Annotated in this window: 15 protein-coding genes and 1 rRNA gene; 2 read left to right on the plus strand and 14 right to left on the minus strand. The window is 63.7% G+C overall.

From position 1 onward, the window contains the following. The first annotated feature begins 52 nt into the window (after positions 1–52). On the plus strand, positions 53–1,234 hold the full coding sequence (locus ACRQHG_RS06180) for a thiolase family protein (protein WP_435719810.1): 1,182 nt from the start codon (positions 53–55) through the stop codon (positions 1,232–1,234). A gap of 83 nt (positions 1,235–1,317) precedes the next feature. Here the strand turns inward: ACRQHG_RS06180 and ACRQHG_RS06185 are convergent, their stop codons facing one another. The 6 genes from ACRQHG_RS06185 to ACRQHG_RS06210 form a co-directional block, all read right to left on the minus strand. Then, positions 1,318–2,685 carry a PFL family protein gene (locus ACRQHG_RS06185; protein WP_435719811.1) on the minus strand — a complete coding sequence of 456 codons (1,368 nt, stop codon included), beginning with the start codon at positions 2,683–2,685 and terminating at the stop codon, positions 1,318–1,320. A gap of 168 nt (positions 2,686–2,853) precedes the next feature. Beyond that, positions 2,854–3,120, minus strand: a complete 267-nt coding sequence (locus tag ACRQHG_RS06190; RefSeq protein WP_026429560.1) for an ACT domain-containing protein — start codon at positions 3,118–3,120, stop codon at positions 2,854–2,856. A 27-nt stretch (positions 3,121–3,147) separates the two neighbouring features. Beyond that, entirely contained in the window at positions 3,148–3,963 is an 816-nt protein-coding gene (locus ACRQHG_RS06195; RefSeq protein ID WP_435719812.1) for a DsbA family protein, read from the minus strand. A gap of 224 nt (positions 3,964–4,187) precedes the next feature. Further along, entirely contained in the window at positions 4,188–5,216 is a 1,029-nt protein-coding gene (ilvC, locus tag ACRQHG_RS06200; RefSeq protein ID WP_087071102.1) for a ketol-acid reductoisomerase, read from the minus strand. Positions 5,217–5,360: 144 nt separating this feature from the next. Then, on the minus strand, positions 5,361–5,924 hold the full coding sequence (gene ilvN, locus ACRQHG_RS06205; protein WP_435719813.1) for an acetolactate synthase small subunit: 564 nt from the start codon (positions 5,922–5,924) through the stop codon (positions 5,361–5,363). A 46-nt stretch (positions 5,925–5,970) separates the two neighbouring features. Next, positions 5,971–7,788 carry an acetolactate synthase large subunit gene (locus tag ACRQHG_RS06210; RefSeq protein ID WP_435719821.1) on the minus strand — a complete coding sequence of 606 codons (1,818 nt, stop codon included), beginning with the start codon at positions 7,786–7,788 and terminating at the stop codon, positions 5,971–5,973. Positions 7,789–8,096: 308 nt separating this feature from the next. Between ACRQHG_RS06210 and ACRQHG_RS06215 the strand changes: the two genes are divergently transcribed. Next, positions 8,097–9,398 carry a threonine/serine exporter family protein gene (locus tag ACRQHG_RS06215; protein WP_435719814.1) on the plus strand — a complete coding sequence of 434 codons (1,302 nt, stop codon included), beginning with the start codon at positions 8,097–8,099 and terminating at the stop codon, positions 9,396–9,398. Between the two features lie 85 nt (positions 9,399–9,483). Here ACRQHG_RS06215 and ilvD read toward each other — a convergent pair whose 3' ends face one another. The 8 genes from ilvD to rrf form a co-directional block, all read right to left on the minus strand. Continuing rightward, positions 9,484–11,328 carry a dihydroxy-acid dehydratase gene (gene ilvD / locus ACRQHG_RS06220; protein ID WP_435719815.1) on the minus strand — a complete coding sequence of 615 codons (1,845 nt, stop codon included), beginning with the start codon at positions 11,326–11,328 and terminating at the stop codon, positions 9,484–9,486. An 88-nt stretch (positions 11,329–11,416) separates the two neighbouring features. Further along, positions 11,417–12,346: an ABC transporter ATP-binding protein gene (locus ACRQHG_RS06225; RefSeq protein ID WP_435719816.1), complete on the minus strand. Its 930-nt coding sequence runs from the start codon at positions 12,344–12,346 to the stop codon at positions 11,417–11,419. After that, the gene (locus ACRQHG_RS06230; protein ID WP_284890557.1) at positions 12,339–13,460 is read right to left on the minus strand and encodes a FecCD family ABC transporter permease; all 1,122 of its coding nucleotides are present in this window, start codon (positions 13,458–13,460) and stop codon (positions 12,339–12,341) included. Before ACRQHG_RS06230 ends, ACRQHG_RS06225 begins: the two co-directional genes overlap by 8 nt. A gap of 33 nt (positions 13,461–13,493) precedes the next feature. Beyond that, a complete protein-coding gene (locus ACRQHG_RS06235; protein WP_435719817.1) occupies positions 13,494–15,257 on the minus strand; it encodes an amino acid ABC transporter ATP-binding/permease protein in 1,764 nt (587 codons plus the stop codon). Continuing rightward, positions 15,241–17,040: an ATP-binding cassette domain-containing protein gene (locus ACRQHG_RS06240; protein ID WP_435719818.1), complete on the minus strand. Its 1,800-nt coding sequence runs from the start codon at positions 17,038–17,040 to the stop codon at positions 15,241–15,243. The genes ACRQHG_RS06235 and ACRQHG_RS06240 overlap by 17 nt, the downstream gene beginning before the upstream one ends. 184 nt (positions 17,041–17,224) lie before the next feature. Next, positions 17,225–18,316, minus strand: coding sequence for a heme/hemin ABC transporter substrate-binding protein (locus tag ACRQHG_RS06245; protein ID WP_435719819.1), 1,092 nt, complete (start codon positions 18,314–18,316; stop codon positions 17,225–17,227). A 271-nt stretch (positions 18,317–18,587) separates the two neighbouring features. Next, on the minus strand, positions 18,588–20,924 hold the full coding sequence (locus tag ACRQHG_RS06250) for a BspA family leucine-rich repeat surface protein (RefSeq protein ID WP_435719820.1): 2,337 nt from the start codon (positions 20,922–20,924) through the stop codon (positions 18,588–18,590). A gap of 583 nt (positions 20,925–21,507) precedes the next feature. Continuing rightward, positions 21,508–21,626 (minus strand): 5S ribosomal RNA (rrf, locus tag ACRQHG_RS06255). Positions 21,627–21,732 lie beyond the last annotated feature (106 nt).

Raw genomic sequence — 21,732 nt, forward strand, 5'->3', positions numbered from 1 at the left:
CGGCGCCGCTCTCCTCGTAGAATTGAATTCTTGAATCTCTGGAGGCAAGGTTATGGCGTTCGATTCAACTATCGTCATTGTCGGCGGTGCTCGTATCCCCACGGGAAAGTTCCGCGGCTACTACGCGACTACTCCCGCGCATGACTTGGGTGCGGCTGCGGCGCGCGCGGCCGCGGAGCGAGCCGGCATCCCGATGGCGGATGTGGATGATTTCGTGGTGGGGTGCGTGGGCCAGACCGGCGCCGATGCCTATATTTCCCGCCGTATCGCTCTGACTGCCGGGGCGCGTGCCTCCTCCACTGCACTAACGGTCAATCGGGTGTGCGGCTCCGGGGTGCAGGCTTTGGCCAGCGGGGCGAGCGCCCTGCGTTCCGGGGACGCGCGCATCGTGATGGCCGGCGGTGCGGAAAATATGACGCGCCAGCCGGTCATGGATTTTTCGCGGGCCGGTCACCTCGATGGGCCCGAGCACGTGGATGGCACATTTTCGCTAATTTCTGATCCGTTCTCGGGCCGGCCGATGGGCTGGACCGCGGAGCGGGTGGCGGAAAAATTCGGTATTTCACGCGCCGAGCAGGATGCTTTTGCGGCCCAATCCCAGGCCCGCGCTCAGGCCGCCATCACATCCGGAGCTTTCGATAAGGAAAAGGTCCCTTTCACGATTGATGCCGGGAAGCCAACTGAGCGCGTCGTCGTTGCTGAAGAATATCCGCGCACGGGGGTGACCGTTGAAACGCTCAGCCACCTGCGCCCAGTTTTTGCCGCGCACGGCACCGTGACGGCCGGTAATTCTTCTGGGATTAACGACGGCGCAGCCATGCTTGTCCTCATGCGGGAAGAGGATGCGATTGCGGCGGGTGTGGATATTCTGGGTGAGCTGGTGGATGTGGCGACCGTCGGCGTGGAACCGGAGTATATGGGTTATGCGCCGCGTTTGGCTATTGAGAAGGTGCTGGAGCGCACCGGCTTGAGCCGGGCGGATATTGGTTGGGTGGAACTTAATGAGGCTTTTGCTTCCCAAGCGATTGCGGTGATTCGCGATGCGGAGTTGGATCCGGAGATTGTTAATCCGCTGGGCGGGGCGATTGCGCTGGGTCATCCGGTGGGGGCCTCGGGTGCGATTATTTCGCTGCGTGCCCTCCTTAACCAGCGCGAACGCGGGATTGAGCATTCGCTTGTGACGCTGTGTATCGGCGGCGGGCAGGGCATCGCCGCAATTATTCGCGCCCGCTAGCGGCACACTGTCCACGAACAGCGAGCACCCCACCCACGAACAGCGGCGAGGCCACGCAACCGCAGCCCCGCCGCAACCGCCGCCTAATTCTTGAATGCGTGTACCGGCGCCGGGATGGTGCCCCCGCGGGCGATGAAGGCCGCGCTGGAATAGGGGCTGACCGGCATGACCGGCGCACTGCCGAGCAGCCCGCCGAATTCCACGGTATCGCCTTCGCTCAAGCCCGTCGCGGGGATGACTCGCACGGCGGTGGTCTTGGAGTTCATGATGCCGATGGCGGCTTCGTCGGCGATCATGCCGGCGATGGTCGCGGCCGGGGTGTCCCCGGGCACCGCGATCATATCCAGGCCCACCGAGCAAATCGCGGTCATGGCTTCGAGTTTGGCCAGGCTAATGGCGCCGAGCCGCGCGGCTTCGATCATGCCTTCGTCCTCGGAAACCGGGATGAAGGAACCGGAGAGCCCGCCCACGTGCGAGCAAGCCATGAGCCCACCCTTCTTCACCGCGTCATTGAGGAGGGCGAGGGCCGCGGTGGTGCCGTGGGCGCCCACGCGTTCCAGGCCCATGGCTTCCAGGGCCCGCGCCACCGAATCTCCCACTTCCGGAGTGGGAGCCAAAGAAAGATCAACAACCCCGAAGGGCACCCCGAGGCGCTGGGCGGCAAGCTGACCCACCAGCTCCCCCATGCGGGTGATTTTGAAAGCGCTGCGCTTGATTTCTTCCGCGAGCTCGTCGAAGGAGGCGCCCTCCGCTGCCGTAATCGCCCGGGTGATAACACCCGGCCCGGATACCCCTACAGACACCACGCAATCGGGCATTTCCACCCCGTGGAAAGCCCCGGCCATGAAGGGGTTATCGCCCACCGAATTAGCAAAAACGACCAGCCGAGCAGCCCCGGAACCCTTATCTGTGCGCGCGGCGAGCTCACAAATGGTCTCCCCCATGCGCTCCACCGCACTCATATTAATTCCGGCCCGCGACGTCCCGATATTGACGGAGGAGCACACCACCGAGGTGGCGGCCAGCGCGGCGGGAATCGAATCGATAAGCGCCTCATCCGCGCGCGTCATGCCTTTTTCCACCAGGGCGGAGAACCCACCCACGAAATCCACGCCGATCTCCCGGGCGCATTCATCGAGCATAACCGCCCACGGGGTGAGGTCTTTTTCCCCGCTTGCCGCGGCCACCATAGCAATCGGGGTCACGGAAATGCGCTTATTAATAATGGGGATGCCCAGTTCCGCTTCGATTTCCTGGGCCACGGGCACCAGACGCGCGGCCCGCTCCATAATGCGGGCGCGGGCCCGTTCGCGAGCGCACTCGCCATCAGAATCCGCGCAGTCGAGCAGGGAAATTCCCATGGTGACGGTGCGGATATCGAGGCGGTCCTCGCGAATCATCGCGAGGGTTTCTAGAATGTTCTGGGCAGTGGGCTCACTGCTGGCATACATAAGAATTCTCCCGTTTTTATACGCGTTCCCATGCACGTTGGTGTGCGTACTCCCGTGCGTGCTATTGTGCGCGTTCTCGCTTCTGTGCGTAGTTCCCGTGCGCGCTGCTTGCCGTTCGTGCGCGCCGGCCGGCTATAGGAATCGGACCGGCCGCTACACCAGGCGACCCTAGACGCGATGCATGGCGCGGAAAATGGAATCCGCCTGCACGTGAATCTCGAGTGCTTCCGCGGTGCCCAACTCCGCCATGGCCTGCTGCACCTGGGTGATGGAGCTGCCCTCCGGGAGCGCCACTTCGAGGATCATGGTGAAATACTCATCCATGAGGGTTTGCGTCACGTTGATAATATTCACCCCGAGGCGGGCGAGTTCAGCGGAGACGGCCGCAATAATTCCGGTACGGTCCACTCCGGTCACAGTCATGATGGCTTTCATGGCCTCTATTGTGCCACGCCGCTCGGACTACTTCAGCGGCGCGAGGAATTGGTCCAGGTTACCGTTATTCGGGTCGCTCACCAGCTTCTCGTCAATAACGACGGCGGGAATGTACTTCATGCCGTCCGCGAGGAATTGTTCCCGCAGCTGCTTGAGGAGGGGCAGGTATTCATCCCCGGCCAGCGTGGTGCGCAAGCTTTCTAGCTGCGCCGCATCCAATCCCACCCGGGTGGCAAATTCTTCAATCAGAGCCGGATCGGGCTGCTGGCGCTGGGCACGATCCACATGCTTGACCACCGGGATGGAGCCTTCTTTGTAGAGCAGCTCGTGGAAATCAAGGTATTTATCCGGGGCATTGACCGCGAACCACACTTCGGCCTGCTCCCCCTTGACGCTGTAGGGCGATTCCTCGAAGCGCATATTCGGATGGTAAACCAGGGTGATCTTCCCGTCTTTAGCCATCTGGATGAGTTCTTCGCCGTGGTCACGCACCAGGTCATTGCACCAGGGGCACCAGTAATCGGAGTACACCCGCACCACCGGCTTGCCTTCATTGACGCTTCCGGCCACCCCGTCAGCCCCGATGGGAATGCCGCCCCATTGATCGAGGGGCGCCGGGATTTTCTCCGTCACCACATTGGCGCCGCGCTGGATGGGGACTAAATGAGCGGGTTCTTTAGTTGCGCTCGGAGTCGCGGTTGCGGTGGGCCCGCTGGGCGCCGTCGTACTATCTGTGGTGGCGGCCACGGTAGGTTTCACCCCCGGTGCGTCCGAAGTATCGGTGCAGGCAGCAAGGCCGAAGGCCAGTACCCCGAGGAAAGCGAAAGCGGAACGACGACGCATCTGCGGCCTTTCTCCCAACAGAACTGAACTCATGCAAACCGGCCCACCCGCGGTACCTCGCCGCGAGCGGGCCGGCTAACTGGCGCTCATCCTAGCCGCCCCACCTGGGAACGGCAACAACGGCGGTCACGTCGCGCGCGCCCACAGCGCGCCCGGTTTCGTGCGCCGTCACGCACTGTCGCAAACGCGCCGTGCACGCACCGAACGCACCGTGGTCACGTCGATTAGCGCGCCGTCTGGCCGTCGGTGTAGTCGGCGTCCACGTCGGTATTCCACGCGAACATGGAACGCACCTCGCGCCCGGTGGCCTCCAGCGGGTGGCGCTCGTGTTCGGCGCGCAGCTTCTTGAATTCGGGGGCGCCGGCATCCTGGTCGTCAATGAAACGCTTGGCGAAGGAACCGTTCTGAATATCGGCCAGCACGTCCTTCATATGTTCCTTGACATCCGGGGTGATCACGCGCGGTCCGGATACATAATCGCCGTATTCGGCCGTATCCGAGCAGGACCAGCGCTGCTTGGTCAGCCCGCCTTCGTTAATGAGATCAACGATGAGCTTGAGTTCGTGGCACACCTCGAAATAGGCCATTTCCGGCTGGTACCCGGCTTCCACCAAGGTCTCGAAACCGTAGGTGATGAGCTGGGAAACCCCGCCGCACAGCACGGTCTGCTCGCCGAAGAGGTCCGTTTCGGTCTCTTCCTTGAAGGTGGTCTTGATGGCGCCGGCGCGGGTGCCGCCGATTGCCGCGGCGTAGGACAGCGCCACGTCCCAGGCCTGCCCGGAGGCGTCCTGTTCCACACAGACGAGCACCGGCACCCCGCGGCCGTCTTCGTACTGGCGGCGCACCGTGTGCCCCGGGCCCTTCGGCGCCACCATGCACACATCGTGGCCGGCAGCCGGCTTGATATAGCCGTAGTGAATATTGAAACCGTGGGCGAAGAACACCGCGGCGTCGGCCTTGAGATTCGGTTCGATTTCCGCGGCCCACAGCCCGCGCTGGGTCTGGTCCGGCACCAGAATCATCACGACATCCGCTTCCTTGGTGGCATCGGCCACGGAGCGCACCGTCAGGCCCTGCTCCTGCGCTTTCGCCACGGAGCTGGAGCCTTCGCGCAGGCCCACCACCACGTCCACACCGGAATCGCGCAGGTTGAGCGCGTGAGCGTGCCCCTGCGACCCGTAGCCAATAATGGCAACCTTCTTCGACTGGATGAGGGACAGATCGGCATCGGCATCATGGAAAATTTCTGCCATGGTTTTCTCCTTTTGTTGGGTCGGGGCCAGGCCCCACGGTTGTCGTTGTCTCGGTTTCGGTTTCGTTGCGGTCACGGCGCCGCGTTGCGTGCGGGCCCGTATTAAGTACGACGACGCCGCCAGCTGGCCGCGCGCCGCTCTGGCTTAGATGCGCCCGCGGGCAAGCTCCTCCGGGAAGTCGCCCGGGTCTCCCGCCATATCGGCGGTAACACGTTCGGAAAGCGAATGCGCTCCGCGCCCGAGCGCCACGGTTCCCGACTGCACAATTTCCCGGATCCCGTAGGGTTCCAGGGCGGTGAGCAGGGCACCGATCTTACGGTCGGAGCCGGTGGCTTCAATGGTGACGGCATCCGGCACCATATCCACCACGTGGGCGCGGAAGAGATCCACCACCTGCACCACGTGGGAGCGGGTCGTATCATCAGCGCCCACTTTGATGAGGACAAGGCGGCGCAGCACCGCTTCCTCACTGTCCAATTCCACGATTTTGATGACGTTCACCAGCTTATTGAGCTGTTTGGCCACCTGTTCGAGGGGTTGCACCGCGGCATCGACCACCACGGTGATACGCGAGAGCGCCGGGTTTTCCGTTTCTCCCACGGCGAGCGAATGAATATTAAACGCGCGGCGGGCGAAGAGCCCGGCCACCCGCGTGAGCACTCCGGGTTTATTCTCCACCAGTACGGAGAGCGTGTGGCGCTGCGGCATTGTTATCCTTCCTTTCGTGGCGGCTCGAGCGGCGAAAATGCGCTACTCACGCGAAGTTCTCATCCACTTCGGGGCGCAGCCCCTTGGCGTACATAATCTCATCATTGGATACCCCGGCGGCAACCATCGGCCACACTTCCGCATCCGGTGAGGTAATAAAGTCAATAACGACGGGGCGGTCATTGATCTCCATGGCGCGCTGGATGGCGGTATCGACGTCGTCCTTCTTCTCCACGCGCCAGGCCGCGCAATCATAAGCCTCAGCAAGTTTCACGAAATCGGGGATACGGCGGGTATTGTTCCCGGTTTCCAGGTCGGTGAAGGAATAGCGCCCCTCGTAGAAGAGGGTCTGCCACTGGCGCACCATCCCCAGGGAGGAGTTATTAATAACAGCCACTTTGATATTGATGTTATTGAGGCGGCAGGTGGCCAGTTCCTGATTGGTCATCTGGAAGGAGCCGTCGCCGTCGATCACCCACACGGTGCGTTCGGGCTGGCCCACTTTCGCGCCCATACCGGCCGGGATGCCGTAGCCCATGGTGCCCGCTCCCCCGGAGGAGAGCCAGCGGTGCGGATACTCGAAGTGCAAGAATTGCGAGGCCCACATTTGGTGCTGACCCACCCCGGTCACCCAGATGGTGTCCTCACTTCCGGCCACCGCGCCCAGACGCTCGATGACGTATTGCGGGGAGATGAGGCCATCCTCCGTGGGCGTGTAGCCGGCCGGGTAGGTTTCCCGCAGGCGGTTGAGGTAGCCCCACCAGGGATCCAGATTCGCTTCCCCGTACTGGGCGCGGGCCGCGCGCACCTCCGCGAGGAGGGCGGGAACGGATTGCGCCAGATCCCCGATAATCGCCACGTCCGCGGTGCGGTTCTTGGATACTTCCGCCGGGTCAATATCGAGGTGGATAACCTTCGCCTTCGGCGCGAAACCGTCGAGGGCCCCGGTCACGCGGTCATCGAAACGCGCCCCCAGCGCCACGATGAGATCGCTACGCTGGAGGGCTCCCACCGCGGGAACGGTGCCGTGCATTCCCGGCATCCCCAGGTTGTGGGGGTGGGAATCGGGTACGGTGCCGCGGGCCGGCAGGGTGGTGACCACCGGGGCACCGGTGAGGTCGCTCAGTTCGGTGACCTCACGGGAAACCCGGGCGCGCACCGCCCCTCCCCCCACGTAGAGCACGGGGCGGGAGGCGGTGGCAATAAGCCGGGCAGCTTCGCGTACCGCGGCGGAATCCGGCTCGCCTGCTGGGCGGTATCCGGGCAGGTCCAGGCGCGGGGGCCACACAAATTCTGTTTCTTGGTTCTGCGCGGATTTCGCGATATCCACGAGGACGGGGCCGGGGCGCCCGCTCGCCGCCAGGTAAAAAGCTTCGGCCAGGCGGGCCGGAATATCATCAGCATCGGTGACGAGGAAAGAATGCTTGACCATGGGCATGGTGGCACCCACGATATCGGCTTCCTGGAAGGCATCGGTTCCGATGGCTGCCGCTCCCACCTGGCCGGTGATAGCCACCAGCGGAACCGAATCCATATTGGCATCAAGTAGCGGGGTCACGAGGTTGGTAGCCCCGGGCCCGGAGGTGGCCATTACCACGCCCACGCGCCCGGTGGCCAGCGCATAGCCTTCGGCGGCGTGCCCGCCGCCCTGTTCGTGGCGCACCAGAATATGGCGGGGACAATCGCTATCGTACATCGGGTCGTAGGTGGGCAAAATAGCTCCGCCGGGCAGCCCGAAGACGACATCAACACCGAGTTCCGCTAAGGTGCGGACAATGGCGCGGGCGCCGTCCATTTTTTCGCGGATCTCACCGGGATGGTCCCGGTGGGACGCGGCCGACGCGCTCATCGCGGATGCATTCATCTCGGATGCGGCCATGGTTCCTCCTTCAACCTGGTTCACCTGGTTCTTCGGGCCTGTTCTTCCGGTATCAACGAGCGGGGTGCAAGCGTGGTGGTTGGCGCATAAAAAATCCCCTCACGTGAGGGGAGCGCGCAACCGGTGGTGCGCGCTACCTCACTACGGTAATAAGAAGAATCTGAGCCATGCCCTTCAGACTACCGGAGCGCGGTCCCCGAGCGCTAAAAAGATCAATCTGTCTCACATCGTGGATTTCGGTTTCATTGTTCGGACAGTATTCCGCGGTTTTTCGAGAAGCGTACTCTGGACGCGTGACCTTTTCGCACCGGCCGCCCGCCCCGCAGCACCCGAGCCACCTGCGCTACGCCGCGCGGGCTGTTTTACGCGCCGGCTTACTCCTCCTTGCCAGCGGCGCCTCCGCTTACCGGGTCAAACATTCCATGGAGCGCACCGCCCACGCCCTGGGGATCCGCACCACCCACGCCGCGGTCTCCTTCACGGAGATCACGGTCACCTGCTACGGCTACGGGGATGTGTGCACCCTCACCGGGGAGCAGCGCGCCCTCGGCGTAAATGCCGCCCGTATTGACGCGCTTATTGCGGCTATCGATGCCCTCCCGGCCGGCTCCACTCCCGCGCAGGTCACGAGCGCCCTCGATGATGCGATTGCGCGGGCCCGCAGCTATCCGGCCTGGGTGCTGGCGCTGGTGTCCGGGCTGGCCTGCGCCTGTTTCTGTTTCCTCAACCGGGGCGGGGTGGTGGAATGCGCCGCGGTCTTCTTCGCGGCGAGCGTGGGGCAGGCGGCGCGCGGCTGGCTGGCCCGCCGCCTCGTCAATCATTTCGGGATTTGGTTCCTGGTAGGGGCGCTGGCCGCGCTGCTCTACCTGGCCACGGTAGGCGTTGCTGAGGCGTGTTGGGATATCGCAGTGGTGCACGAAGCCGGGGTGGTTTCCGCCCTCCTCTTCCTCCTTCCCGGTTTCCCGCTGGTCACCGCGATGCTCGATACGATTCGCGCTGATTTTTCCGCCGGGCTCACCCGCGGGGCCTATGTCACCATGCTCATGCTAGCCGCCGGGATGGCGGTCTGGGTGGTCACCGTTATTTTCGGTACCGATATTGCCCCGCATGCCGCCTACGTGATCCCCGAGCCGTGGCTGGCTCTGGCGCGCGGTGCCGCCACCTTCGTGGCATCCTACGGTTTCGCCATGCTTTTTACCGCGGAGCAGGGCGCGGCGCTGCTGGCCGGTGCCATCGGCGCGATTGTCAATGCCGCGCGCCTAACCGCCCAGGATGCTGGTTTCTATAATGTGGCCGCGGTTTTCCTCGCTGCCCTCGGGGCCGGGGTGCTCACCCACCTGCTCACTCGCCGCACCCGTTTTTCCCGGGTCTCGCTGAGCGTACCGGCCGTCGTCGTCATGATTCCCGGGGTGGTATTTTTCCGCGGCCTGCACGCCATTAATGCCGGGCAGATCGCCCGGGCAGCCGGCGCGCTCACCAATGTGGTTCTGGTGATCTGCGCGGTGGGTGCCGGGGTGGCAGCCGCGCGCATGATCACTGACCGGCACTGGCTCATGGAACCACCCCACGAGCTCAGCCCGGCCTTCGACGAGTAGCGAATAGCGGGCCGGGGCCCGCGCACGGCAGCGTGGAGGCACCGGCCCGCGAACCCACGGCCGCGGCCTGGCGCGCGCCGGGCTCCTAATCCACCCGGCCGTCCACCACCCGCACCGCCCCGCGATCCGCCGACGTGGTCATCATCGCGTAGGCCCGCAGCGCCTTAGAAACATGCCGGTCCCGCTTCTCCGGGCGCCAGGGCAGCTCCCCCATCTGGGCGCGCCGCTCGGCCAGTTCTTCTTCGGACACATCCATGGCGAGCAACCGGGTGGGCACGTCGATAATAATATGGTCACCTTCGCGCAGCAGCGCAATATTGCCGCCCGCGGCCGCCTCCGGGGACACATGCCCGATGGACAGGCCCGAAGTTCCCCCGGAAAAACGCCCGTCGGTAATGAGCCCGCATACCTTCCCGAGCCCCAAGCCCTTGAGGTAGGAGGTGGGATAGAGCATTTCTTGCATCCCGGGCCCGCCCTTGGGGCCCTCGTAGCGGATCACCACAATATCGCCCGGTTCCACCGCTTTGGACAAAATAAGTTCGACGGCGGCCTCTTGGGAATCGACCACTCGGGCCTGCCCTTCGAAATGGAAAAGCTCTTCGCTAATCCCGGCCGTCTTAATAACTGCACCGTCCTCGGCAAGGTTCCCGCGCAGCACGCATAGCCCGCCATCCTTGGTATAGGCGTGATCAGCGCTGCGAATACAGCCGTGCTCCCCGTCCACATCCGGGCTTTCCCAGGTGGAATCCTGCGAAAATGCGCGGGTGGTGCGCACGTTCCCCGGCGCCGCGCTGAAAAGATCACGGGCCTGCTCGGAGGGCGCCACCCCGCGGATATCCCAGGTTTCCAACCAGGATTTCAGGTCATCGGAATGCACCGAGTGCACCGAATCATCAAGCATGCCCGCCCGGTACATTTCCCCGAGCAGCGCCGGGATCCCACCGGCGCGGTGGAAGTCCTGGATATGGAATTCGGTGGAATTCGGGGCGAGCTTGACCATGCAGGGCACCCGGCGCGAAAGCGCATCAATATCCGCGAGCGTGAAATCTACATGCCCTTCCTGCGCGATGGCCAAAATATGAAGCACGGTATTGGTGGAGCCACCCATGGCCACATCCATGGACATGGCGTTGGTAAATGCCGCTTTCGTCATAATATTGCGCGGCAGCACGCTGGCGTCGTCGTCGTTATAAAAACGTTTCGTGAGCGCGACGATGCGTTTCCCGGCCTCCTCGAAAAGGCGGCGGCGTCGGGTGGCGGTGGCGAGGGTCGAGCCGTTGCCGGGAAGGGACATGCCCAGCGCTTCGGTCAGGCAATTCATAGAATTTGCGGTGAACATGCCCGAGCAGGAACCGCAGGTGGGGCAGGCGTTTTCTTCCACGCGCGCGAGCTCATCGTCCGTGATGGAATCGTCCACGGCCAGGGCCATGGCGTCGATCAGGTCAATATTATGATCGACGACGCCTTCCACCGGCTTGCCCGCCTCCATGGGACCACCGGACACAAAAATAGTGGGAATATTCAGGCGCATGGCCGCGATGAGCATACCGGGCGTAATTTTATCGCAATTAGAAATGCAGACGAGGGCGTCCACGGTATGCGCATTGCACATATATTCGATGGAGTCGGCAATAATTTCGCGGCTGGGTAGCGAGTAGAGCATGCCCTCGTGGCCCATGGCGATGCCGTCGTCCACGGCAATGGTATTAAATTCGCGCGCCACCCCGCCGTTCGCCTGGATGACGTCCGCCACGATTTTCCCGACGTTGCGCAGATGCACGTGCCCGGGAACGAATTGGGTGAAGGAATTAGCGATGGCAATAATCGGTTTTCCGAAATCTTCCGAGCCCATCCCGGTGGCGCGCCAGAGTGCCCGCGCCCCGGCCATATTCCGGCCTGTTGTTGAGGTTGCCGATCGCAGCTGCGCCATTATTCCCCTTCGTATCGTGTGTTGTGGTGGCGGGCGGTGCCGCCGTGGTCCTTAGTCTAGCCGTGTCCACGTAGTGAGAATTGCCTTCTCACTTTGCGGACGTGGTTGCGGACGTGGTTGCGGTGGTGGTTGCGGTGGTGGGAACGACGACGATGGTCCCATCCCGCAGCGTCTCCACTCGGATCGGCCATTCGTATACCCGGGTGAGTAGCTCAGAGGTGAGTACCTGGCGCGGGGTGCCGGCCGCTTCCACCCGGCCGTGATGCAAGAGGACCACGTCATCGCAGAGCGCGCCGGCCAGTTGAATATCGTGCAGCACGGCGACGACGGTGTGCCCGCCAGCCGCCAGGTGCCGGCATAGCTCAAGGAGGCGCTGCTGGTGGGAAATATCGAGGGCGGCGGTCGGCTCATCGAGGAGCACCACCCCGGCGCGCTGGGCAAGCACCCGCGCGAAGGTCACGCGGGCCTGTTCGCCGCCCGAGAGGCGGGTGACATCGCGGTCCTGGAGGTGGGTGACGTCGGCGGCGCGCAGGGCGGCGTCGATAATGGCAGCGTCCGCAGCCCTGCTGGTGCCGGCCCCGTTCTGGGTACTGGTACTTACGCCTGCCGCCCCGTTCCCACGCCCGGCACCGTTGCCCCGTGCTGCGCCGCCGCCTCGCCCGGCCCCGTTCCCGGATCCGAGGCCCATGGCCACCAGGTCACGCACCAGGTAGGCGAAGGGGAAGGTGGAGTTTTGCGGCATGACGGCGCGCAGGCGCGCCAGCTCCCGCCAGGAAAGGGAGGTCACCGAGGTGGCGCCAATGAGCACCTGCCCGGAGGTGGGGCTGAGGTCGCCGGCCAGCAGGGAAAGCAGGGTGGATTTGCCGGTGCCATTAGGGCCGAGCACCCCGAGGACGCGCCCGGGGCGCGCGGTAATGCTGACGTCGTGGAGAACCCGGTGGGTACCGTAGGCGAAATTGAGGTGCTCGGCGCGAAGCGCCCCGGCCGGCCCGTCCACCGCGGAGAAGAGATCAACCACGGGCACCTCGCAGGTTCTTGCGTAGCAGGATGAAGAAGGTAGGACCGCCCACCAGTGCCGTGAAGATTCCTATGGGGAGTTCCGCGAAGGGTACGAGAGTGCGGGCCGCGAGGTCAGCGTAGGTGAGGAGCACCGCCCCGCCCAGGAGCGCGGCGGGGATGAGCATCCGGTTCATCGGCCCCATGAGGAGGCGCAGCACGTGCGGAACAATGAGGCCCACGAAACCGATCACGCCGGCGAAGCACACGGCGGCGGCGGTGAGGATGGCGGTGAGCACGATGGCGGCGGCGCGCAGGGCGGCGACGTTCACGCCCACGTGCCCGGCTTCGCGCTCCCCCAGGCTGAGCAGGTCGAGGCGGCCGGCCAGCGCGAGGGCGCCGAGGATACCGATGCCCACCACCGCGCCCACCACGGCGACCTGGAACCAGGAGGCCCCGGCCAGCGAGCCCATCTGCCAGAACACGATTTGTTCGCGGGCATTGGTATCGGCCAGGTAGGTGGCGATGGAGGTGAGGGCGGAGGCCACCGCGGTCACGGCGATGCCGGTAAGCACCAGGGTGAGAGTTTCGGCGCGCCCGTGCGAGCGCGCCAGCAGGTAGACGGTGGCGGAGGTGACGAGCCCGGCGGCGAAGGCCCCCAGCGGTACCGAGAAACCGCCCAGGGCTCCGGGAACAAAAACCATGGTGAGGGCGGCTCCGAAAGCGCATCCGGAGGACACCCCGATAATTCCCGGTTCGGCCAGCGGGTTGGAGAAAACCGCCTGCATGACGGCGCCGGCCACCGCGAGCGCCCCGCCCACCAGGACACCTAAGCAGATGCGGGGGAAGCGAATATTCCAGAGCGCCGCCATGACGAGGGGGTCTTCCGGGGGCGCAGCCAGCCCGAAGCGGGCGGCAACGGCCCGCGCCACATCCCCCACGGTGACGGGGAATTGGCCCAGGTGTGCGGAAAGGAGCATGCCCAAGGCGAGGAGTACGGTGAGAATGAGGAACGTCCAGAAGCGCCGGTGGCGGCGTGCTTTAATGCCGGCGGGCAGGGTCGGCGCTGTTGGCGCGCCGGGCACCGCGGGGAGCGCGGTGGCCGCGTGCCCCTGGTTGCCGCGCTGTCCACTCATCCTGTCTATCTTGCCTTAATGTTGTACGGAACGCTAATGGCGCGGCGCAGTACCGTTCTCCCGCACCGCTTCCCGCACCCGCGCTTCGGTGACCTCTGCGGGCGAGCCGGCCAGCACCAGGCGCCCACCGGAGAGCACCGCCACAGTATCGGCTTCGCGCACCGCATCAAGACGGTGGCTCACTTCAATAATGGTGGCTTCGGGCAGGGCGGCGCGCAGATTGGCGCGGATGCGCGCTTCAAGTTCGCTATTGAGGGCGGCGGCGAATTCATCGAGGATGAGGACGGCCGGGTGCATAAGCACGGCGCGGGCCAGGCACAGGCGCTGCACCTGCCCGCCCGAGAGCGCATATCCGGTGGGTCGCCCGTGCGAGGTACCGCCTCCCACCCGGGTATTCAATCCTTCCGGCATGGCCCGCACATCGCTATCTAGCCCGGCCACACCGAGGGCGCGCCACAGCTCCGTTTCGGTGGCCTTCGGTACTCCGAGCCGCAGGTTATCGGCGATGCTCCCGGCCACGATCTGGCTCTTTTGGGACACCCCCACCACGCAGGCGTGTAGCGAAGAGACGTTGAGGTCCGTGGTGGGAATCCCGCCGATGCGCACCGTCCCGGATGTCGGGTCATCGTAGCGTTCCACCAGATGCACCAGGGTGGATTTGCCCGAGCCGGAACGCCCGGCCAGCACCGTATGGGAGCCGGCGGGAATGCGCAGACTCACCCCGCGCAGCACCTCGCGCTCGCGCTCTGGGTAGGTGTAGTGGACGTCGTCGAATTCCACGGAGAGTCCACGTTCGGGCATGAGGATCCCAGGGCCGTCCGGGCACGGCTGGGGCGCGTGCGCGAGGGCATAAATACGCCGCGCGGCCGCCAGCGAAGCATCGAGGGACGACGCCGCATCTTCGAGAGCCTGGGGGCCTTCCCATACCCGCAGCGCCGCCACCGCGCCGGCCGCCGCGAGCGGCAGCGAGATACTCGGATCGCTCACCCCCACCGCGATTATCCACGCCGCGCTCATGCCGGCGGCAATAATATTGGCCCCGCGGCGCAGCCCGGCCACCCAGGCCGGGAAAGATCCACCGGTGGCGACTTTCGCCCCCAGGGCCGCTGTTTCGTGCACGCGGTCGGCGGTGCGGCCGAAGACGAGCACATCTTCGAGGCCGTAGAGCGAATCTGTCACATGCGCGGCCAGATCGGCGCGGGCGGCGAGTTGCGCCGTCGTCGCATCAATCGCGCGCCGGGTACCCGCGTAAGGGATAACCGCAAGTGCTAGCGCCGCGGCCACGGCCGGCAGCGCCATCGCGTTCCACCCGAGCAGCGCGCCGCCCACCAGCAGCGCCGCGGGGGTAAGCAAGTAGGCGCAGACCACCGGTGCCACCGTATGGGCGTAGACCACTTCGATGCGGTCAATATCGCGGGTGAGGGAAGCAACAATATCCCCCGAGCGCGAGCGCGCCATAATCCCGGGGGCCTTGGGCCACAGGCTGGCAAAAACGCGGGTGCGTAGCAGTTCGAGGGCCCGGAAAGCCACGTAATGCCCGGTGAATTGTTCGAGGTAGCGCAGGGCGGCTTTGAGGAGCGCGAGGAGGGCCACAACCCAGAGGAAGCCCGCTCCCCCGCCGCTGCTCACGGCCGCCACCATCCCGTAGGTCGCCACCGCGAACAGCCCAATATCGGCCACCTGACCGGCGGCCCGGCACAGGGTGGAGAGGGCGAGCGGGCCGTGAACGGGGCGGGTGAGGGAGAGCAGCCAGCGCAGCACGGTGCGCAGCGCGGCATTATTACTCGGCATGGACATCGCTGACCTCCTCGAGAATTCCATCGCGGACCCGCACCACCCGGTCCGCCAGCACCGCCAAGGCGGGACGGTGCGTGACCATGACGAGCGTGTACTCGGGCCCCAGCCCCGCCAGCGCCGCGCAAATCCGGTCTTCGGATTCGAGGTCGACCTGCGCGGTGGGCTCGTCGAGCAGCAGCAGGGTGCGCCCGGCCAAAAACGCCCGCGCCAGGGAGATGCGCTGGGCCTGCCCGCCGGAAATCAAAGCGGAATCTTCCCCGAGATAGGTATCGAGCCCCTCCGGCATGCGCGCCACGTCCTCGGCGACCTGGGCGCGCCGCAGTGCCTCCCACATCTGCTCCGCGGTGGCATCCGGGCGCGCCAGGCGCAGGTTATCTGCGAGGCTTCCGGTAAACATCCACGTTGTTTGGGCGACGACGGCGCTGCGCGCGCGCAACTGCGCCAGGTCACCGCTCTCGGCATCCACGTGGATCGCGCCAATCTGCACGCTCCCGGCTTGCGGGCGCAGGGCTCCGCGCAGCAGCGCGAGCAGGGTGGATTTCCCGGCTCCGCTCACTCCCACAATCGCGAGGCGTTCCCCGCGCGCCACGCGCAGATTCGCCGAGGTCAGCACCTCTTCGCGCCCGTAATTCACCGCGGCGTTATTCACGGTGATAAGCGGGGTGGCGCTGGCAGGCGGGGTGGCGCCGTCGCTCTCCGCCGCACCGTCATTCGCGGTGGTGCTGGGAGCCGCAGCTGCGCCGTCGTGCAATATACGCGGAGCGATGGCGAGGTACCGGGTGATGGCTTTTTGGGCGGCGCGCCCGCCCATCCCGATGTAGAAGAAGCCGGCTACCTGCGAGAGCGGTTCGAGGAGTACCACCGCGAGGAGAGCCACGGCGAGGGCTTCCCACGGGGCTAGGTGCGCGGCGCGGGCGGTGGTGAGTCCGGCGGTCAGGCAGATGAGGAGGAGCCCGACCAGACCGTCCATCACGATAATGACGATTTGGTTGCCGGCCAGCATCCGCATAATGGCGCGGCGATTGGCTTCGCCGCGGCGGGCCAGGTCGGCTTCGGTGCGTTCCCCGGCGTTAAAGAGACGAATGGTGGTCATATTGCGGATGGCGTCGAGGTAGCTGTCCACGAGGGTGTCGCGCGCGCGGCGCGATTCGCTGGAGGCGCGGCGGAAGAAACGGAAGAAGAGGCCGATGCCGGCGGGGATAAGCGGGAGGGCTGCCATCACGCCGAAGCCGATCACCGGATCGATGGCGATCCCGATAAAGGCGAGGGTGAGGAACGGTGCGAGCAGCGCGCCGATGGTGGTGCCCACGTAGCCCTGCCGGTAGTTGGTGATGCGTTCGACGCTATCGGTGAGGAGCGGGAGGAGCCGCCCGGCGGTATAGGGCGTCGGGGTGCCGGTGCGGGCGAGCATGAAGGTGCGTTCAAGGAGCCGGCCGCGCAGCCGGCGTTCCTCCGCGCGGGCTGCCCCGGTGCTGCCCACTCGTTCGGCTACCGCGCAGGCGGCGGCGAGGGCGAAGAAGCCGGCCGCGAGCCAAAGGTGGCCGGTGTTCAGCGGTGCCGCGCTGGTGTGAGCCGCCGTCACGTACCCGGCAATAATCGCCGCAATGGTGGCCAGGCGCAGGCAGGCCGCGATGAGCGCGGCGCGGCGCCCGGGTGCGGAAATCGGATCCGCTCCGCGCGGGCCAGGGCGCTGCCGTGAGCTGGGGCCTTGTGCCGACCGGGCGGCATGCCCGGCTGGCGAAGAATGCGGATGTCCCTCGCGCGAGCTAGGGCGCTGGGCCACGGTCATCCTCTCACTGTCCTTTCGTACTTTCCCTTCGTGCTGTGCTGCCGCGGGCACACTACCGCCCGCGTTTCTCGCGGCGCGGGGCGTGTTCCTACCGCTGCCGGCTATGCGCTCCCACCGCTACCGGCGTTGTACCGCTACGTGCCGGCAATGCGCTCCCGCCGCTGCCGGCTTGGTGCCGCTACTGGGCAGTGTAAAGCGCCTGGCCCATTGCGCGAATAAGATCGCCACTTTGCGGACCGAATCCGAGGGAAAGATTATCGGGGATGGCGAGCACGCGCTGTTTCTTACCGGCGTCGGTTTGCGAGATCCCGGGTTGCCCTTCGAGCGCCTCGATCCCGCCGAGCGCGCCCAGCCCGTTGGTCATCACGATAATAACTTCCGGGTTGGCCACGAGCAGGGCTTCCTGGCTGGCGGGCCGGGCCTTGGTGACTCCCGCTTCCCCGGCCATATCGCGCCCGCCCACCGCGTCAATCACGTCACTGGCACCCGATTCGCTCCCGAGCAGCATAAACAGCCCGGCCTGGGGGCGAATATTGAGGAAGACCATGCGCAGCGGGTCGGCCGGGGCCAGCTGGGCAACGTCGATCCGCGCCTGCGCGATGGATTGGGAAATCTGGGCGGCCAGTTCTTCACCCGCCTGCCCGGCTCCCACGGCGCGGGCGACTTCCGCCGCGCGGGCGGGCGCGTCGTCGAACTTTGTTGCACGCGTTAGCCGCACCACCGGAATACCGGACGCTTCGAGTTGCGCGAGGGCACCTTCGGCCCCGCGGATAGTGCCGTCGGTGAGAATGAGGGTCGGGGCGAGGCGCAGTACTGCCTCGGCGTTCACGCTGTGCCCACTCTCGGTGACCACCGGCACGTCCGCGAGGCTCGGCTCGGTATCGGATACGGTGCGGCCCGCGATGGTGTTGCCCAGCCCGAGGGCGAGGAGCGTTTGCGAAATCGCGGCGGACATATCGAGGGTCACCACTCGCGAAGCATCGGTTACGGTCACTTTCGCGCCGCTGGCGTCCGTGATCGTGACGGGAAGGTTGACTGCGGCGGGCTGCGCCGGATGCGGTTCGGGGAGCGGATCGACGCTCACCATTCCGGTGAGGCTGCGCGGATCGGGCACGGCTACCGCGGTGGTGACGGGCGCGGATGCTTGCGCTTCAGCGGCCGGTGCGGATGCGGCGCCTTCTTTCGGGGAATTCCCTTCGGTTTTCCCGGTGGTTCCGCAGGCGCCCAGGACAAGTCCGAGCACCGCGCACAGCGCTCCCCATCGTTTCATTCTTACCTCCATTTCGCGTGTACCTAAGGTACGACGGCGCAGCTAGCCCCCGCGAGCAACCCGCGTGCATGTCGCTATCCGAAGGCGGCGTGCCGATCATGTATCGGACGGTACCACACCCTTACGACAAGGTTGAGCCTTGGCGACGCATCCACCTAACTGTCGCTATGTGAGCCGATCCGGCTAGCCGCACATAAGCGGGCCCCGCTCACGAAGCGGAGCGGGGCCCTTGCCCGACTAGAAGACAACGTAGCCGGAGCGTCACGGAGATTTAGCGGCGTACCGCCGGGGTATCGATACCGTCTCCATCCCAGTCACCGATGTAAAGGGTGTCAGAAACCCGCCCGTAGGCCAGGACCCGATCGGCATCACCGGGCGTCAGGGAATTCTTCACGTAGATGGTATTTCCGCGGCGCACCGCGAAAGTATCCACGCCGTCGCCATCGAAATCACCCAGGAGGGTCGTGTCACCGTCCCGCCCGTAGGAGAAGACGCTATCGGCCACACCCGAGGCAATGCTGTTCTTGACGTAGTACATATTGCCGCGGCGTACCGCAAAGGTATCCACGCCGTCGCCATCGAAATCACCGGTGTAGACGGCGTCATTGGCACGCCCGTAGTAGATCACTTGGTCGGCAGCCCCGCTGTGCAGCGAGTTGAGGACATGGTAAGCATTCCCGCGGCGCACCGCGAAAGTATCCTTACCGTCCCCGTCGAAATCACCGACGACGATCTCATCGCTAGCACGACCGTAGGAGAAGACGTGATCAGCCTGACCTCCCTGCACGGAGTTCTTCACGTACAGAATGTTTCCGCGGCGCACCGCAAAGGTATCCACGCCGTCACCATCCCAGTCCCCGACGAGTACCTGGTCACCGGCGCGACCGTAAGAAAACATATGCTCAGCCACCGTGGAAGTCCAGTTATTCGAAACGTAGAACATATTGCCGGTGTTCGGAACGGACGGAGTCGGCTTCGGTGCCGGCGTAGTCGGCTTCGGTTTAGCAGGCTCAGTCGGATCCGGCACCGGCGTAGTCGGCTTCGGTGCCGGTGGCGTGACTTCGCGAGCTGTTACGGTCAACGTAGAATCCTTAAATGTGATTCCGTACCCCGCCGCACACTCGGCTTTAACATTCACGCTTCCTTGGGTGATCGGATATTCACCGGGTTTAGTTTCCGTGGTGTATGTCAGAGCAGGTTGGCCTTCCAGACACGTCGAGAATCCTTCGGGATTGGTCGTGAGCTCCAGGATAGGCGCCGGGCTCCCCTCCACGACGCTCAATGGCGCAACCGTGACTCCCACCATCATGTTCGGGCGCACGTAGTACACCGCGTCATCGCGAAGTGTATCGGCGATACTGAAGAGTTCGTTAGCGTTCTGACCAAGCACCGCTTCTGATCTCAGCGGAAGCGGAACATCAGCAGATTCGCTCTCTTCCACGATATTAAAGGGAACGTCTTTCTGGAACTTAAAGTTATTTCTCCCCTGCGCAAGTGCTTTCACTTGGCTACCGGTGAGTCTAATGACCGCGGGTGAGCTCGTCGCAAAAACTGAATCAAGCGAGGCAGGAAGGGTGCCCCAGTTTGCAATATCGAGGAACTGCGCGAAGTTATCCATCTCAAACATCTGGTTGATATCGGTTACTTTACCCATATTCCATTTTGAGACATCGGGATTCGCGAAGACAGCAACGGCAAACATGCTATTCATATTTGTAACGTTGCCAGTATCCCAATTAGTGACGTTCGGCTGAGCCGCAAAAGCCCATGTGAACATCCTGCTCATGTCTGTAACATTCCCGGTATCCCATTTCGAGACATCGGGATTCGCCTTTGTGGCATTAGCAAACATGGAGCTCATATTCGTGACATTGCTGGTGTCCCAGTCGGCAACGTTTGGATTAGCTGAGCTTGCGTCCTCGAACATACTTGCCATTGTGGTGACGTTGCCGGTCTTCCACTTCGACGTATCGGGGTTAGCCATAGAAGCACTCGCGAACATCGAACTCATATCAGTGACCTTGCTGGTATCCCAGCTGGCTACATTCGGATTGGCCGACTTCGCGCCCTTGAACATAGTTGCCATTGTGGTGACGTTCCCGGTATCCCAGTTCGAAACGTCTGGGTTCGCTTGCTTGGCATGAGCAAACATGGAGTCCATGTCTGTCACCTTGCTGGTGTCCCAATTCGCAACGTTCGGGTTAGCAGATTCTGCACTCCAAAACATATTTGCCATTGTGGTGACGTTGCCGGTCTTCCACGCCGTCACATCAGGGTTGGCACGTGTGGCTTGGTAGAACATATCACTCATATTTGTCACATTCGAGGTGTCCCAGCCGGTTACGACTGGATTCGCCGAGGTAGCATCTCGGAACATTGAGTGCATGTCGGTGACTTTTCCGGTGTTCCACCTAGAGACATCCGGATCTGCGCTCGTTGCATGGAGGAACATGCTGTTCATATCGGTAACGTTTCGAGTATCCCAATTGGCCACATTGGGATTCGCCTTTGCAGCACCGTTGAACATTGCCATCATCGTTGTAGCCTTGCTGGTATCAATGCCCTTCTCTGGGAATTGGATATCAGCAGCGGCGCATTGACTAAACAAAATGCTTGAATACTGAGGGAATGAAATTGTCTTATCCGTGTCCGGCTCGAAATTAATCCGGTTCGCCGGTGCAGTATTATTCTCGCAATGTGGCTTTTTAACCGTTAGCCATTGTTCGCGGTCAAGTTCACCATAACCCGAGACGGTCAGAGTTCCAGAAAGAGAGTCCCACGTTGCGGTGAGATGCTCCCCGACAGGCGCAGAATAATCGGAGCTTCCGTCAGCACCATTCGGACCTATTTCCGAGGCGAAGCTAGCGGAAGCAAGACCCCCCCGCACATAACAGCGAGCGTAGCTGTGACAGCCGCTGCGCGTTTTCTAATATTCAACACGGCGTAGCCTTCCTGTGATCAAGCTCCTTGCTTGACCACAATATCGGTCGCCACGCCCAGTTCCCATTTGCGTGGCGCAACCAACGAAAGTCACAACTACGTGACTTCCTTGAACTACTTTAAATCAAAGTAGTTCACCGCGTCTAGATTATGCAAAAACCTATTCGTCGGTTCACTGTGGCCTTGTGGGTTAAACACGTGTGTGGGGTGCCAGCCCCAACAGGACTAACACCCCACACACTAACAAAACATGGCGGCAGCGACCTACTCTCCCACACCCCACCGAGTGCAGTACCATCAGCGCAAACAACCTTAGCTACCGGGTTCGAAAAGAGACCGGGCGTATACCCTTGCCGCTATAACCACCGCCACAACCAAACAAACACCAACCAACCCGTAGTGGCCAGTCATCGCACAGTGAACGCAAACATCAATAATCCCACGCTTATCAAGCAACCCGTCTATCGTAATTTTTG

Source organism: Actinotignum vesiculae, from assembly GCF_051267215.1.
In the GTDB taxonomy this organism is placed as follows: Bacteria; Actinomycetota; Actinomycetes; order Actinomycetales; family Actinomycetaceae; genus Actinotignum; species Actinotignum schaalii.